This window comes from Pseudomonas sp. WS 5411 (assembly GCF_012985595.1).
Lineage (GTDB): Bacteria > Pseudomonadota > Gammaproteobacteria > Pseudomonadales > Pseudomonadaceae > Aquipseudomonas > Aquipseudomonas shahriarae.
Genome location: NZ_JAARMC010000028.1, coordinates 38376 through 53552, shown reverse-complemented (window position 1 = coordinate 53552; position 15177 = coordinate 38376). Strand labels below are relative to the sequence as shown.

At 63.7% G+C, this 15177-nt stretch carries 11 protein-coding genes; 3 read left to right on the top strand and 8 right to left on the bottom strand.

The annotated features are described in order from the left end of the window. Positions 1-66: 66 nt before the first annotated feature. The 3 genes from HBR93_RS24335 (at position 67) to HBR93_RS24325 (ending at position 4041) form a co-directional block, all read left to right on the top strand. Positions 67-582, top strand: coding sequence for a sigma-70 family RNA polymerase sigma factor (locus tag HBR93_RS24335; RefSeq protein WP_115127900.1), 516 nt, complete (start codon positions 67-69; stop codon positions 580-582). Further along, a complete protein-coding gene (locus HBR93_RS24330) occupies positions 579-1538 on the top strand; it encodes a FecR family protein (RefSeq protein ID WP_169961255.1) in 960 nt (319 codons plus the stop codon). Before HBR93_RS24335 ends, HBR93_RS24330 begins: the two co-directional genes overlap by 4 nt. 82 nt (positions 1539-1620) lie before the next feature. Next, complete coding sequence (locus HBR93_RS24325) at positions 1621-4041, top strand: TonB-dependent siderophore receptor (RefSeq protein ID WP_169961254.1); 2421 nt, start codon at positions 1621-1623, stop codon at positions 4039-4041. A 616-nt stretch (positions 4042-4657) separates the two neighbouring features. Here the strand turns inward: HBR93_RS24325 and HBR93_RS24320 are convergent. The 8 genes from HBR93_RS24320 to HBR93_RS24285 are packed head-to-tail and all read right to left on the bottom strand — an operon-like array spanning position 4658 to position 15110. Further along, a complete protein-coding gene (locus HBR93_RS24320; protein ID WP_115127903.1) occupies positions 4658-6064 on the bottom strand; it encodes a lipid II flippase MurJ in 1407 nt (468 codons plus the stop codon). Further along, on the bottom strand, positions 6064-6885 hold the full coding sequence (locus tag HBR93_RS24315) for an acyltransferase (protein ID WP_057959055.1): 822 nt from the start codon (positions 6883-6885) through the stop codon (positions 6064-6066). Before HBR93_RS24315 ends, HBR93_RS24320 begins: the two co-directional genes overlap by 1 nt. Continuing rightward, the gene (locus tag HBR93_RS24310) at positions 6882-8279 is read right to left on the bottom strand and encodes an O-antigen ligase family protein (RefSeq protein WP_120732462.1); all 1398 of its coding nucleotides are present in this window, start codon (positions 8277-8279) and stop codon (positions 6882-6884) included. Before HBR93_RS24310 ends, HBR93_RS24315 begins: the two co-directional genes overlap by 4 nt. Beyond that, positions 8279-9382 (bottom strand): glycosyltransferase family 1 protein, encoded by a 1104-nt coding sequence (locus HBR93_RS24305; protein ID WP_169961253.1) that lies wholly within the window; start codon positions 9380-9382, stop codon positions 8279-8281. Before HBR93_RS24305 ends, HBR93_RS24310 begins: the two co-directional genes overlap by 1 nt. Beyond that, entirely contained in the window at positions 9373-10587 is a 1215-nt protein-coding gene (locus HBR93_RS24300) for a glycosyltransferase family 4 protein (RefSeq protein WP_169961252.1), read from the bottom strand. The genes HBR93_RS24305 and HBR93_RS24300 overlap by 10 nt, the downstream gene beginning before the upstream one ends. A 25-nt stretch (positions 10588-10612) precedes the next feature. Then, on the bottom strand, positions 10613-11953 hold the full coding sequence (locus tag HBR93_RS24295) for a beta-xylosidase (RefSeq protein WP_169961251.1): 1341 nt from the start codon (positions 11951-11953) through the stop codon (positions 10613-10615). Continuing rightward, complete coding sequence (locus HBR93_RS24290; RefSeq protein ID WP_169961250.1) at positions 11953-13131, bottom strand: glycosyltransferase; 1179 nt, start codon at positions 13129-13131, stop codon at positions 11953-11955. Before HBR93_RS24290 ends, HBR93_RS24295 begins: the two co-directional genes overlap by 1 nt. Continuing rightward, positions 13131-15110, bottom strand: coding sequence for an exopolysaccharide transport family protein (locus tag HBR93_RS24285; RefSeq protein WP_057439115.1), 1980 nt, complete (start codon positions 15108-15110; stop codon positions 13131-13133). Before HBR93_RS24285 ends, HBR93_RS24290 begins: the two co-directional genes overlap by 1 nt. Positions 15111-15177 lie beyond the last annotated feature (67 nt).

Here is a 15177-nt window from a genome sequence, read left to right as displayed (position 1 = left end):
GGCATTGCGCCATGAAGCATATGATAACCGTTATCATTTACGGCTTAACTTCTGCGCGCGCCCTCCATGCCCCCGACCCCTGCGACAAGCCCTACTGACCTGGCCACGCTGTATCAGCAGCAACATCGCTGGCTGCAGCACTGGCTGTGGCGTCGCCTGAACTGTTCGCAGAGCGCCGCCGACCTGGCCCAGGACACGTTCCTGCGTCTGCTGGCCAAGAACCAACCCCTTGAAGTCCAGGCGCCCCGCAGCTTTCTGGCGAAAGTCGCACAAAGCGTGTTGTCCAATCACTTTCGTCGGCAAAAGCTGGAAAAGGCCTACCTGCAAGCCCTGGCGCTGTTACCGGAAGACGTGGCGCCCAGCGCCGAAACGCAGTGGCTGCTCCTGGAAACCCTGATGGCCCTCGACGAAGTGCTCAGCCGCCTGGCATTACCGGTGCGCCAGGCCTTCCTCTGGTCGCAACTCGACGGCTTGAGCCACGGCGAGATTGCCGAGCGCCTGGGCACCAGCATCACCACGGTCAAGCGCTACATCGTCAAGGCCGGCGCCCAGTGCATTGTGCTCGACAGCCAGCGCCCATGAATCCGTTGCCCCTGACCCTGGAAGCCGCCGAGCAGGCCATGTACTGGCAATTGGAGTTGCAGGCGCCGGATGTCACCGAACAGACCCGCGCCCAGTGGCTGGCGTGGCGCCAATTGGATCCGCTCAACGAGCAGGCCTGGCAGCATTCCCAGCGATTTTTCCAGCGTATGCACGAGGTGCGCGACCCGGCACACCAGGCGCTGGTCAGCGCCACCCTGTCGCCGGCGATATCCCGGCGTCGGGTGATTAAAAACCTGGCCCTGTTGCTGGCGGCCGGCAGTGTGGCGTGGACCGCCCGGGACGCCGGCCTGCTGCAACCCTGGACCAGCGATTTCAGCACCTCGGTCGGTGAGCAATGGCGCATCGAACTGGCGGACAACAGCGAAATCCAGCTCAATACCGACACCGCCGTCGATGTGAATTACCGCCCCGAGCAGCGCCAGATCCACCTGTTGCGCGGGGAGATCCTGGTGCTGCCCAACCCGTTGGACGCCCGCCCGCTGTGGGTGAAAACCGCCGAAGGCCTGATCCATGTCACAGGCGGTCGCTTCAGCGTGCGCCAGCGTGAGGGTTTTACCCAGTTGGGGGCTGACCAGCAGCCGCTGGCGGCGCAGATTCCAGCGCGCAACCTGAGCCTGCAACCCGGCGAAATCATCAGCTTTGACCCGCAGACCCTGCTGGCGCGGCGCCCCCAGCGCTCCGGCGAACTGGCCTGGAGCCGCGGCATGATCGTCGCTGAGGGCCTGCGTCTGGAAGATTTCCTCAAGGAACTGAGCCGCTACCGGCGCGGGCATCTGGACTGTGACCCGAGCGTGCGCGAACTGCGGGTGTCCGGCACCTATCCACTGGCCGACACCGACCGCATTCTGGTGGCGCTGCAACAGACCCTCAAGCTGGATGTGCAGCATTTCACGCGCTTATGGGTGACGTTGAAACCGCGGCGGGCGCAGGTATGAATTTATTTCGCATGCAGGTGGTCCGTTTCCGAATCTCACGAGACTTATATCCCCAGACACTCACTTATCTGGGGAACAGGGCATGCACCCGCAACGCACCATCCGTGCAACACTGAAAAAATCACTGGCCGTGGCCGTCGTCCGTGGCATCGCCAGCTTCGGCGTGGCTGCGCCGCTGCTGCTGGCGCCGGCCTGGGCCATGGCCGCGCCACAGCAGGAGTTCGATATTGCCCCTGGCTCACTGGCCGGCGCGTTGAACCAGTTTGGCCAGGCCGCGCAGATCCTGCTGTCCTACCCGGCCGCGCTCACGCAAGGGCAGACCAGCCCGGGCCTGCAAGGGCGGCATGATCTCGACAGCGGTCTGGCGATCCTGCTCAGTAACAGCTCGTTGCAAGCCGTGCGCGGCAGTGGCGGTAACTATTCCCTGGAGCCCCGGCCTACCGACGGCGCATTGCAACTGGGTACCGTGTCGATCTCCGGCAAGGCGCCGGGGTCGACCACCGAAGGCACCGGTTCCTACACCACGCAGTCGTCCAGCAGCTCCACCCGCCTGAACCTGACCCCGAGGGAAACCCCGCAATCGCTGACCGTCATGACCCGCCAGCGCCTGGATGACCAGCGCCTGACCAACCTGTCGGATACCCTGGATGCCACCCCCGGCATCATCGTGTTGCGTGATGGCCTGGGGGCGGAAAGCGATAGCTATTTCTCCCGTGGTTTCCAGATCCAGAACTTCGAAATCGACGGTGTGCCTACCGTTGCGCGCATGGACAACTACACCCAGAGCATGGCGATGTACGACCGGGTGGAGGTGGTGCGCGGCGCCACCGGTTTGATCAGCGGCATGGGCAACCCCTCGGCCACCATCAACCTGATCCGCAAGCGCCCGACGGCCGAGGCGCGGGCCAGTGTCACTGCTGAAGCGGGCAACTGGGACCGCTACGGCAGTGGCCTCGACGTGTCCGGCCCGCTGACCGAAACCGGCAACGTGCGCGGACGCGTGGTGGCCGACTACAAGACCGAACATGCCTGGGTCGACCGCTACAAGCAGCAGACCCAATTGCTGTATGGCATCACTGAATTCGACCTGACCGACGACACCTTGCTGACCCTGGGCTTCAGCTACCTGCGTACCGACGTCGATGCCCCGGCGCGCTCCGGTTTGCCTACGCGCTTTACCGACGGTTCGCGCAGCAACCTCAGTCGCTCCCTGAATACTGCGCCGGCCTGGTCCTATAACGACCATGAGCAGACCAGCTTCTTTACCTCCATCGAGCAGAAGTTCGACAGCGGCTGGAGCGCCAAGGCCGAGTTCACCCATTCGCAAAACAAGTTCGATGAGGTGTTCAACTACGTCAACGGCAGCCTCAACAGCGATGGCAGCGGCACCACGCAGTTGCCGGTGCGCTTCTCCGGTACGCCGCGCCAGGACAACCTCGACCTGTACGCCACCGGGCCGTTCGACCTGCTGGGCCGCGAGCACGAGTTGATCGCCGGCGTGACTCTGTCCAAATACAAGGAAAACGTGCCCAGCCATGGCGGCTGGAACTACGCGTATTCCGGCTCCCCGGCAGGCGCCATCGACAACCTGTTCAACTGGGACGGGCACTCGGCCAAGCCGGACTTCCCGCTGACCGGCAAATCCTCGGTGGATGAAAGCCAATACGCCGCTTACCTGAGTACCCGCCTGCGCATGACCGACGACCTGAGCGTGATCCTCGGCAGCCGTGTCATCGACTGGAAGCGCGAAACCGCAGACAGCCCCTACGGCGGCGTCGCCACCCGCACCGATGAGTCGGAAACCGGCGTGTACATTCCCTATGCCGGCGTGGTCTATGACCTGACCGGCAACTGGTCGGCCTATGCCAGCTACACCAAGATCTTCAATCCCCAGGCCAGTTGGGTGCGCGATATCAACAACAAGGCCCTGGAGCCCATGGAAGGCAAGGGCTACGAGTTGGGCTTGAAGGGCAGTTTCTTCGACGAAAAACTCAACACCAGCCTGGCGCTGTTCAAGCTGGAACAGGACAACCTGGCGATCTGGATCGACACCCCGGGCGGCAATACTTATCGCAACGAGAAGGGCACCACTACCGAGGGCGTCGAGCTGGAACTCAACGGTGAGTTGGCTGAAGGCTGGCAAGCCTCTGCGGGCTACGCCTATGCGGTCAGTACCGATGCCGACGACAAACGCATCGTCACCACCTTGCCGCGCCAGAGCCTGAAAACCTTCACCACTTACCGTCTGCCGGGGGCCTTGAACAAAGTGACGGTTGGCGGCGGGGTGAACTGGCAGAGCAAGGTTGGCGAAGACCTGCACACATTCAGCCAGGGCAGCTACGCCATCACCAACCTGCTGCTGCGCTACGACGTGACGCCGCAGTTGAGTACGTCGGTCAACCTCAACAACCTGTTTGACCGTGAGTATTTCAGCTATGCCGGTAACCATGGGATGTATGGTGCGCCGCGCAACCTGATGACCAGCGTCAAGTACGACTTCTAGACCTGCCCACTATCCCCGGTGGAAGCAAGCCAGCTCCCACATTCGCAGTGTGGTATGGCCAAAACTCTATGCCCGGCAGAGCCCCTCCCTGTGGGAGCGGGCTTGCCCGCGATAGCGGTAGTTCAGGCACCATTTCTGCTAGCTGATACACCGCCATCGCAGGCAAGCCAGCTCCCACATTTGCATTGTGGTGTGGCCAAAGTTCTATGCCCGGCAGAGCCCCCCTGTGGAAGCCGGCTTGCCCGCGATAGCGGTGGTCCAGGCACTGTTTCTGCTAGCTGACACACCGCCATCGCAGGCAAGCCAGCTCCCACATTTGAACGGTGGTGTGGCCAAAATTCTATGCCCGGCAGAGCCCCCCTGTGGGAGCGGGCTGCCCGCGATAGCGGTAGTTCAGGCACCATTTCTGCTAGCTGACACACCGCCATCGCAGGCAAGCCAGCTCCCACATTTGAACGGTGGTATGGCCAAAACTCTATGCCCGGCAGAACCCCCCTGTGGGAGCGGGCTTGCCCGCGATAGCGGTGGTCCAGGCACTGTTTCTGCTAGCTGACACACCACCATCGCAGTCAGCACCTCCGCGCGCTGGCTTTTGTTATGCCTTTGCTTTCGCAGCTCAAGCCTTCCACGGCTTGAACCACAGCCCCAATCCCACCAGCACCCCGGCGCCCGCCAAGGTACTCAAACCCAACTGCCAGCCATCGTTATGCAGCGGGTGCAGCACCAGCGCCGCCACACCCAGCAACACCACACTCAAGCCCCACTGCAACGGCCAGCCCAGTTGCCCGAGCAGGTGTTGGCGTTGCATCAGCAGCAGGTTGGTGACGATCACCCCACCCAGGGCCGCCAAGGCAATGCCTGGCAGGCCGAAGAAGTACGGCAGCAATACCAACAGGCCGGCGTTGACCAGGCTGCCCAGCAGTTCACATTTGAGTGGCAGGCGTGTGTCGCCGCTGGCGTAGGCATAGCGTGCGAGCATGGCGTTCCAGGCGCCGAACACCAGGGGTGTGGCGAACCAGGCGAGCAGGGCGGGCAGCGGGCCGTCGGCGCTTTGCGCGGGCATCAGCAGGTGAATCAGCACCGGGCTGGCGCCAATCAGGCCGAGGGCGGCGGGCAGGCTCAGCAGGGTGGCGGCGTCCAGGCCACGGCGCAGCAAGGCCAGGCGTTGTTGGCCTTGTTCACCGCTCATCATCCCCAGCAATACCTGGTTGAGGCTCATCAGCGCAATCAGCGGCAGGTTGATCAGCTTGCGCGCCAGGTTGACCCAGGTCACCGCACCTTCGCCCAGGTAGCTGGCGATCAGCCGTTCGAGCAAGGCCAGGCCCTGGCTGGCGAGATTGCTCGCCAACAGCGGGCCGATACGTCCCAGCAGTTCGCGGCCGGCCAGGGCATCACCCTTGACCTGCCAGGGGCGCCAGCCGAACGACCAGACCGGTGCCAGCAAGGGCAGGCACATCAACACACTGCCGGCAAAAAAACACATTGCCAGTTCCGCGCTGTCGCTGGCCGTGCCGCGGATAAACAGGTACAGCACCGGCGGCAGGTTGAACAGCAGCGAGCCCAGCCCCGGCAGCACAAAGCGCTGGCGCGCCTGCAACGGAATACTGAACAGGCCATGCATCACCAGCCCCGGCGCACAGGCGGCCAGCCAGCGCAGATTGGCGGCGGCCTGGTCGTGGGCTGCGGCGTCCAGCCCCGGGCCGATCAGGCGTACCCACAGCGGCGCGCCCAGGGCCAGCAGGGCGAACAGGCCCAGGCCGACGCCGAGCAGGCGCGGCGAAAGACTGGCCAACCAGGCTTGCTGGCGTTGCGCATCCCGTTGTTGATAGAGGGGCAGGGCCGCAGCGGCGAGCAAACCGGCGGCCAGGGTCATGCGCAGCGCCTCGGGCAAAAACACCGCCACCAGAAACCCGTCGCTGCGGCTGCCCGCACCCCAGGCTGCGACCAGCAGCCATTCCCGGGCAAAGCCGGCCACCAGCCCGGCGAGGGTCGCCAGGGTCAGCCACAGGGTGCTGCCAAACATCAGTGGAACAGGGTGAACAGGCCCTTGCCACCCACCTTGTAGTTCAGCCCCCGAACGCGTTCGCCCATGACTTTGGCACCGGTGCCGCCGACAATTTTGTACGGCGCGACGGTTTTCGCCACCACGGTATTGGCAGTCACCACCGAGCCTTCGCACAGGTGGGTGCCGAAACCGATCAGCGCACGGCTGCCGATCCACACATAGTCGTCGATATAAATCGCCCCGGAAATCGACCAGAACTCCGGCGCCTGCAAGTCATGGCTGCCGGCGATGATCAGCACATGGGAGGCAATCGCCACATGGTTGCCGATTACCAGCCCAGAGCGTGCATCCACCTGGCAATGCCAGCCGATCACCGTGTCGTCGCCGACCCTCAGGTTGTGGATGCCCAGCACCTCAGTGTTGCGCCACAGGCTCGACCCCTTGCCGATCTTCGCGCCGCCCAGGCGCAGCCAGCCGATGCGTATGTGGTGGCTGGGGATCTTGTTGATCAGGATGTTGTAGGCCATGTCCCAGGCACTGCGCCAGCGGTCCTTGAGGGTAGCCCAGTTCTTGCCATAAATCGGCAGGAACTGCGCCGGGACATCCTGTTTCATGCGATGGAACAGCCGACGTGCCACCGGATGCTCGATAGTCGGTTCCACATCGAAAGAGGTCATCCAGAAGCGCTTGTTCTCGCCTTCGCCCTCTTCAAAAACCACCTCGTTGGCCAGGCACCAGGCCAGGCCGTCCTGCAAGTCTTCCAGGCTTGCACCGAGTTCGCTGGCCAGGGCGGGCAGGCGGTCACGCAGGTCGGGGGAGTGAATAGTGCGATGTTTCATGGTCGGTCATCCTTTGGCACGGAAACAGGAGCAGTAATGGTCGGGCTCAGGCGCACCTGTTGCAGGCTGATGCCCATCAACAGCCAGAACAGCGCGATCAATACAAAGGTGAAGCTGAAGTAGTGGTCGAAAATCCCGGTCAGCAGCGCCGCCAGCACGCCGCACACGCAACCCAGCCACAGGGCGTTGTCGGCGGTGACCTTGCGCACCATCCCTAATGGCCGCACTTCTCGCCACCACAGCACGGTGACGGCGATGAACAGCAGCATCCCCGGAACACCAATCTTGTAGATGAAGTTCAGCCACAGGTTGGAAATCCCCAGCAAGTTGCTGCCCGGCACCGGTGGGTCGATCTTGAAACCGATCCCCAACGGGTACTTGGCCATTACATCGGGGAACCCGGCGTACTCGTCGAAACGGATCTCGGTACTGGCGTTGGTGGTCGAGAACATCGTCATCAAACGGTCCTGCAGCGGCGGATAGAACAGCACCAGGGCGATCACAAAAGCCGCGCCGATACCGATGATCCGCCCGCTGTGAGGCACGCGCTTGTAGGTCAGCCAGATCAGGATCAGCGCCAGGGCCACAATCGCGCCCCGGGAGATACTCAGCAGCAGGCCGGCGCAACCCAGTACCGCCACTGCCAGGCCCAGGGCGCGGCGCCAGCCGGTGCGGGTCCAGCCGTAGAACAGCGCCAGCGGGATAAACAGCACCAGCACGCCACCGGTCAGGTTCGGGTGAACCCAGGGCGAGGCCATGCGCTTGTAGTTGGCCGAGAAAATATCCTTCACCGCCTCCGGGTGGGCGTACTTGAGGTCGGTGAGAATGTCGATCATCGACATCGCGTTGCGCGTCTTGAGGAACATGAAAATCGACAGCAACAGCATCGCCAGGTTACCCAGCAGCAGAGCGACCACCACCTTGTCGCGGTCGGCATCGGTGCGCAGCAGCAGCGGCACGATAAACAGCAGCGACAGGTTCATCAGCCAGCGCACCCAGTTCACCGGGCCGTTGCCCTCGGCGTGGATGATGATCATGCCCCAGATAAACGGGATGGTGCTGAACAGCATCAGCCACATCAACGCCCGTTCCGTGGGGCGCCAGACCATGAAACCACGGGTCTTGCCGATAAACGATTGCCAGAACACCCCGGCCCAGGTCAGGCCCAGCACCGCCTCGCTGATGGTGGTGCGGATCCCCAGTTGCAAGGTGGTGTAGGGAATGCTGGTGGCCAAGACGGCAAAGATCAGCAAGCCCCACAGCGGTTTGCGGATCAGGGTCAGCGCCACGCCCAGGCCGACCACGATCATAAAGACCTTCATCGGCGGCAGTGCCAACAGCAGGCCGCCGAAGACCAGGCCCAGGAGCAGACTAACGAGTTTTCCTGGCAGCATTAGCGGTTCAATTCCTTGAGCAGTTTATCCAGGCGCAGGCGATAGGCCGGTTCGGCAAATTGCCGGGCCCATGTGCGTTGCAGTTCGGGGTCGACCGTGCCCCCCGGTGCAGCCAGTGACACCATCAACGTTTGCAGTTGACCGGCGTCGTCGGGGGCAAAACGCTGTGCGGTGGGCGGCGCCACTTCATCCAGGGCCGAGCCACGGGCAACCGCGACCGGCGTGCCGACACTCAGCGCTTCCACCACCGGCAAACCAAACCCTTCGGCATAGGACGGCTGCCACAGGTACGCGGCATGCCGGTACAGCGCCTGCAACTGGCCGTCGGACAAGCCACTGCGCCAATGCAGGCCGGGCAACTCGCCCAGGGACGCCGGCACATCGCTGGCGTGGCCGACCAGTACCAGGTCGGGCACGTTTGGGTCCTGGGCGCGGCTGGCCTGCCATTGCGCCAGGAAAAACGCCATGTTTTTGCGCGGCTCACGGGTACCCACCACCAGCCAGTAGCGCGGCGGAATGCCTTCGGGCAACGGCTCGGGGGCCTCGGTGAACTCCGGCACCAGGTTATTCAACACGCGGAACTTGGCCCGCGCCCAGGGAAACAGGCGCGCAGCCTCATCGCACGAGAACTGCGACGGGCACCACACCCGGTCGGCTTGCCACACCGACCAGGCAATCGACGCGCCGTCGATCAGGCGGTAGGCCAGGGCCTTGAGGCGGGAGCGATGGAAGTTGCGGTGGGTCAGTTGAAACAGGTCATGCAGCACCAGCACATAGCGGGTGCCGGCGGGTTTGCGGCACAAGGGCAGGCCCATGTTGGCCGTGGCGATGTACAGGTCGATCTGCTGTTGGTGGATTTCCCGGGGCAGGAAGCCGCGCTCGAAGCGCCAGCGCACCTGAGGCCGTTGCAGGCCCTCCAGGGGGCTGGCCCAGGCCGGGCAAACCGCCGTCTCGCGCTGAGGATGATCAAGCGGCGCTTCGGTAAACAGCACCACTTCAGTGTTGTCCCGGGCGCGCAAGGCGTGTTCCAGGGCCAGCACCTGGCGGGCGATGCCCGACGAAGGCGCGACCGTGGCCGGGCGGTAATCCAGGGCTACGCGCATGCTTGAGGCTCCTGTTGGGTGGGCAAGGTGCGGTAGATCTGCTCCAGTTCATTACCGGCCACCGCCCAGTCGTGATGGTTGCGCGCATAGTCGCGCGCAGCCTGCGCCAGTTGCCGGGCCAGCGTCGGTTCGTCCAGCAGGCGCACAATCCCATCGGCCAGGGCCTCGGCGCTTTCGCCGGCCAGGTAATGCACCTGCGGCTCAACCGCCAGCCCGGACACACCCTGGGCGGTGCTCACCAGCGGCAGGCCGGCGGCCATTGTCTCCAGCACTTTGAGTTTGGAGCCGCCGCCATGGCGCAGCGCGGCGACAAACCCTGCACAGCGGCGCTGCAAGGCGGTGAGGTCGGGAACAAAACCCTGCCATTCAATACGATCGTCCACCCAGCGCTCGCGCCAGTGTGCGGGCAAGCCGAAGCCGGCCACCGCCAGGCGGGCGTTGGGGCATTGCAACCAGACCCGCGGGAAGATGTCGTCGAGCAGCCACTGCACCGCGTCCAGGTTCGGCGCGTATTCGTAGTTGCCGACAAACAACAGGCGCTGGCTCTGCGGGGCGGCGCTGACGTCGCTGAATGCGCGGCTGTCGACCCCATTGACCACCACGCTCACCGGGGTCTTGGTCAGTTGCCCGATAGCCTGGGCATCGGCCTGGGTCACGGCAACCACATGGCACGCCGCGTCAAACGCCTTGCGCTCCCACTGCTGGCAGCGCCACTGGTCGTAGCGCACGAACGGCGCGGCCCATTTTGGAAAGCGGTCATAGGTGGCGCCGCCCAGGCTCGATTCCAGGTTGTGCTCGGTGAGCACGAAATCCCGCGCTTGCTGCTGCAAGAGGGTGAAGTACGGTTGCAGGCTGTAGCTATGCTCGACCTGGATCACATCCCAGGTTTCCTTCAACAGTTCGCTAAAGCGCGCCTGCAGCACCGGCGACAGGCCGTTGACCGTGGTCAGCAGCGGCCAGGGCGCAAACACCCCGGCGAGCAGGGTCATGGGGTGTTTCAGGGCCCGGCGCGGCACCACGATCAGGCGCTCGAGCAAGGGCTCCAGGGCCGCGTGCACGGCGGCATCGGCCGGCGTCTTCGATTGCACCAGCAAGGTGATGCGATGCCCGCGCTCACTCAAGGTACGCAGCAAATGGTACTGCCGGGTCTTGCCGCCGCTGGTCGTCGGCCACGGCAGATAGGGCACAATCCACAGGATTCTCACGTGCAGCTCTCCATGCCTGGGCGTGCTACCACACCAATATCTGCAACGACGGTTTCACCACGGGGCGAATGCCGTTGTAATCGTTTAGGGTCTGCCTGGCGCCCGTCAGCGGGTCCAGCAGTTCGGCGTGCTGCACTTTGGGCAAGGTGATGCGGGTGCCTTCCGCGCTCCAGTACATCAACAGGTGTTTGCCGTCTTCGCGGGTCCAGGCCACGCTGTAAAAAGTCTTGGGTACGTCCTCGAGCACGGGGGTGACCCCCGGCTTGAGCGTTGGCCCGGTGATCTCCAGGAAGCGGGCGAGGGCGCTGTAGACCGGCTTCGGTTCACCGTTGAGGTCCAGCAGGCCATAGTGCTGGTCACGTACGGAGGCGCGTTCATCCAGGTCGGACAGGGCAAACAGGAAAATCTTCTGGTAATCCTGGGACGCCATCAGCGCCAGGCGGCGCAAGGTGAAATCGGCCTGGCCGTCGACGCCGATCAGGTCCTGCATCTCCTTGGGCCCGGCATAGCTGGACCAGCCCCACTCGGTGGCCCACACATCCTTGACTCCGGCACCGTGCAGCACGGCGTTGAGTTGGTCGCCGCGCAGCAGCACTTCATTCTTGCCCGGTTCGTCGGTTTCCGGGGTCATCGAGTACGGGTGATACGCCGCGACCATGCCCAGGGTTTGCACGCCCAGCGCGCCGAGGGCTTCAAACATCAGGGTTTTGCCGCGCGGGGGCATCTGGCTGTAGTAGGCCATGCCGCCCATCACCTGGATCTTGTCTGGTGCGGCGATATTCAGTGCCTGGTGACTGGCCAGCAGCAAGCGCGCGTATTCCTCGGCATTCACTTGCGGGCGCCAGTTGTTCGGCAGGTTCTGCTCGTTCCACACCTGCCAGGCGTTGATATTCGGGTAGCGCTTGGCCAGCAGGGCCAGACGCAGGGCATACACACTGGCGTCTCGCGGGCGGTATTGGTCCTGGAATTCTGCGCCTTTGGGGGCGGTGGTAATAAACGGCGCCGAACCCACCAGGTAGAACACCGAGCGGATTTTCTCGGCAGTCAGGGTGCGGTCCAGTTCATCGAAGGTGCTCAGTTGATAATCTTCTTCCTTGGGCTCCAGGCGGTCCCAGTGCAGGTCGACGCGCACCCAGTCCAGCCCCAGTTTCTGGTATTGGCGGATCTGCTTCTGGTACTGCTCGGGCTTGAACCACAGAAAATGCGCGTTCACCCCGAGGAACTCGCGCCACTCCACAGTGCGCTGGGGCGCCAGGTTCACGGGCTCCGCGTCGACGTTTTCACTGAGCAGCAGTGCGCCGCCCACGGCCATTGCAATGACCAGTGACAGGTAGCGCCACATCCGGCGAGTTGACGAAACATTCATCACAAAGGCTCCTTGACTGCGGCCTGGAACAACTCGGCAAAGCGTTGCGCGGTGCTGGCCCACTGGCGCTGCCGGCCGATGTCGGCGGCGTGGTCGGCCCATTGGCGGGCCTGTTGCGGGTCGAGGATCAGGCGGTTCAGGGCATCGCTCAACGAGGCGATATCCCCCTGTTGATAGGTGATGCCATTGCCACCGGCGACTTCTTCGGCGAAGGCGCGGGCATTGGAGGTAATCACTCCGCGCCCGCAGGCGTTGGCCCAGGACAGCGCGCCACTGGTGCCGCGCATCTGGCCGAGGAAACCGAGTTTTTTCGATTCACGGTACGGCAGCACCATCACATGGTGGGCCTGGATGGTATGGGGAATGTCGGCTGAGGGCAGGTCCAGTTGCCAGTCCACCACATCGCCCAGGTGCAGGGTGGTGATCAGTTGGCGCAGGCCCTCAAGGTAATTGCCGGCGGGGTCGAAGGTCATCTCCGGCGCGGTGCCACCGGCCAGGGTCAGGCGCACCTGGCCACGGCATTGCGGGTGGGCGCTCAGGGAGCGGGCCAGGGCCTGCAGCAGATCTTCGATGCCCTTGCCGCGGTAGATAAAGCCGAAATACAGCAGGCGCAACGGTTGCAACGGCGGCAAGGCCACGGGGGCGATGGGCAGGTTACCGTGGGCAATCACCGCCACTTGCTCAGGTTTTAGCCCCATGCGCTGGCGCAAGCAATCGCCACCCAGGCGGGTGAGGGTGATCAGGCGGCGCATGCTTTTGGCCAGGCGCCGTTCTTCGTAAAGGGTCAATGGATCGGCGAGCAACGCCGCCGCCTGGGGCAGCGGGTGGGGCAGGCGTTCGAGCAGGGTCAGCGGGAAAAACAGCTTGGCCCGGCGCCAGATCAGGCGCTCCGGATCATGCACAGTGGCGGTCAGCGGCAATTGCGGCTGGGCCCGGCGCAAGTAGTCCAGGGCCTGGAACTCGGCAAAGCGTCCGCCGCCCAGCTCGGCATGCACCAGGTCCACACCGCGCCAGTCAAAGGCCTGCAGGCGCCGCAATTGTTCAGCCAGGTCCAGGCAACCTTCCAGAGGCGTCAGCACCTCCAGGCCCCGTTCGCGCAACGCGCTGCGCAAGTGCGCAGCGTAGTCGGCGATCCCGGTCTGCTCCGGTGGCAGTGGCGCCAGCAACGCAATGCGCATCAGGCCGCACCGCGCCAGCTGTTGAGCCGTGCCAGGACATTGGCCGGCACTTCAAAACGGCGGCGGTTGAGGATCATCCCATCCACTTTGCCGAACGCAGTGGTCAGCAACGACAGGGCGTTCTCGATGGTCGGTACGGTGCTGGTGCGGGCTTCGATCACCAGCACAATCTGCTCGGCGCGGCGCAGGGTGAGGAACGCCTGCGGGTTGGACGACAGGGCCGAGGCGTCCAACAGCAACACTTCACCCGGCTTCGCCGCTTCAGTGCCGTTGACCGAGACCCGGTGGCCACGCTCTTCGAGCAGGCGCTTGAGTTGCTCGATGATAAAGCTCACGCCTTCGCCGTGCCGTGCCGAGGTCAGGCCCAGGGCAAAGCCCTCGCTGGCGATGCGCTCGGCGGGTAGCAGGCTGTACAAGCGATAGATGCTGGCGGTGAGGGCGGCCGGTGTCGCGTGCTGCACATCGGGGATGCTGCTCCACAGAGGTACACCGAACACTTCCTGCAAGCGCGCGCCGTCGTGGATGCGCTGGTCCAGCAGGTACAGCACGTAGATGGTCAGCAAACCGACGGCCAGGCCGGCAGGAATGGTGAACAGCAGAATCAGCAGGCTCTTGGGAAACACGCGCGCCGGGTTGAGGGTGGCGTGTTCGATCAGGGCGATGTTGCTGATCTGGCTGCTGTCCAGTGCGTGGTCGATGCGCGCCTGTTCGAGGTTTTCCGAGTACAACGCGTAGCTTTTCTCGGCGGTGCGCAGTTGCTGGGTCAGCTTGTTCAGCTCAGGTTCATCGGTCATCGCCTGGTCACGCTGGGCGCGCAGTTCGGCGAGGGTCTTGTCGTAGTTCTCGATTTCCCCGGCCAGTTTGCGCTCCTGCAACTGGGCGTCGATGATCTGCTGCTTGACGTTGATCACCAGGCTGTTGGGCGCGGTGTTTTGCGAGCGTTCCAGGCGTGTCGCTTCCTGGGCGCTGAGGGCTTCCATGTCGCGGATGTTCTGCTCGATCTGATTGACCTGCGGTGTGTTCGGCAGATAGGTGCGCAGCAGGCGCGCCCGTTCTACTTGCAGGGCATTGAGCTGGCGCTTGAGGTCCAGCTGGGTCGGGTTGAGGCTGGTTTCCCGGCCAGTGACCACTTCGGCCGGCTGGTTCTTGATCTGCTGGCTGGCGTTGGCCAGGAAGCTGCGGATCCCCGCGATCTGGTTTTGCGCGGTGACTTTGGCGTCGGTGACACGGTCGATCTGGTTGGTCAGGTTTTTCAGGCGCGCGTCCACGCTGATCGAGTCGATCTGCTTCAAGCGGCCCTGCAGTTCATCCTTGAGCCCCTGGATGTTGGTCGCGACCTTGCTGCGTTCGGTTTCATAGAAGGTATGCAGGCTCTTGCGCCCGAGAATCCGCGCGCGCTCTTCCAGGTAGGCATCGACCCAGGTCTCGACGACTTTCTGCGCGATGGCCGGATCGTCCCAGGTGAAGGAAATTTCGATCACCGAGGAGCCCGGTTCGTGGCCGGCTTCGAAGTTCTTCTCCAGCTTGGTCGCCAGGCGTTCCAGCGGGCTTTGCTTCTCGGCCAGGCCGACGAATTGCAGGACGCTGCGCACCGCATCCAGTACTTCACCGGCGGCTTTCTTGACGTAGAACTTGGTGACTTTCCAGAAGCCCTGTGGCGGCTCGGACGTCATTGCCAGGTAGCGCTCGGCAACGATGTGCACGATGGGCCGGCCGGTGAGCATCTTCTCCTCATCGACGATCGGGTCGTGCTGGGTACTGGGCGCAATCAGCGTCTGGCGGTTGGCGGCTTCGATCGGCAACGTGGTGTTGTCCCGCCCTGGCTTGACCAGCAAGCGCGCGTCGGACTCGTAGCGAGCCGGCAACAGGAAGGCACCCAACACGGCCACCACAATCGTGGTGATCACGGCCAGTTTGAACTCGCGGCGGAAGATGAAAAACAACCGCAAGAGGTCGCGTAGAGAGCGGATTTCGATCACAGGATCACTCCATTGATAGGGAGATGAAGATGGGGTTTGGGCGCAGGCATCGAAGTATCAAAGACGC

What these genes read in the sequence shown, in the direction of transcription:
- HBR93_RS24290 (WP_169961250.1), bottom strand. Translation starts at nt 13,131, where the DNA reads ATGCGCATTGCGTTGCTGGCGCCACTGCCACCGGAGCAGACCGGGATC.
- HBR93_RS24330 (WP_169961255.1), top strand. Translation starts at nt 579, where the DNA reads ATGAATCCGTTGCCCCTGACCCTGGAAGCCGCCGAGCAGGCCATGTAC.
- HBR93_RS24295 (WP_169961251.1), bottom strand. Translation starts at nt 11,953, where the DNA reads ATGAATGTTTCGTCAACTCGCCGGATGTGGCGCTACCTGTCACTGGTC.
- HBR93_RS24325 (WP_169961254.1), top strand. Translation starts at nt 1,621, where the DNA reads ATGCACCCGCAACGCACCATCCGTGCAACACTGAAAAAATCACTGGCC.
- HBR93_RS24310 (WP_120732462.1), bottom strand. Translation starts at nt 8,279, where the DNA reads ATGCTGCCAGGAAAACTCGTTAGTCTGCTCCTGGGCCTGGTCTTCGGC.
- HBR93_RS24305 (WP_169961253.1), bottom strand. Translation starts at nt 9,382, where the DNA reads ATGCGCGTAGCCCTGGATTACCGCCCGGCCACGGTCGCGCCTTCGTCG.
- HBR93_RS24315 (WP_057959055.1), bottom strand. Translation starts at nt 6,885, where the DNA reads ATGAAACATCGCACTATTCACTCCCCCGACCTGCGTGACCGCCTGCCC.
- HBR93_RS24335 (WP_115127900.1), top strand. Translation starts at nt 67, where the DNA reads ATGCCCCCGACCCCTGCGACAAGCCCTACTGACCTGGCCACGCTGTAT.
- HBR93_RS24320 (WP_115127903.1), bottom strand. Translation starts at nt 6,064, where the DNA reads ATGTTTGGCAGCACCCTGTGGCTGACCCTGGCGACCCTCGCCGGGCTG.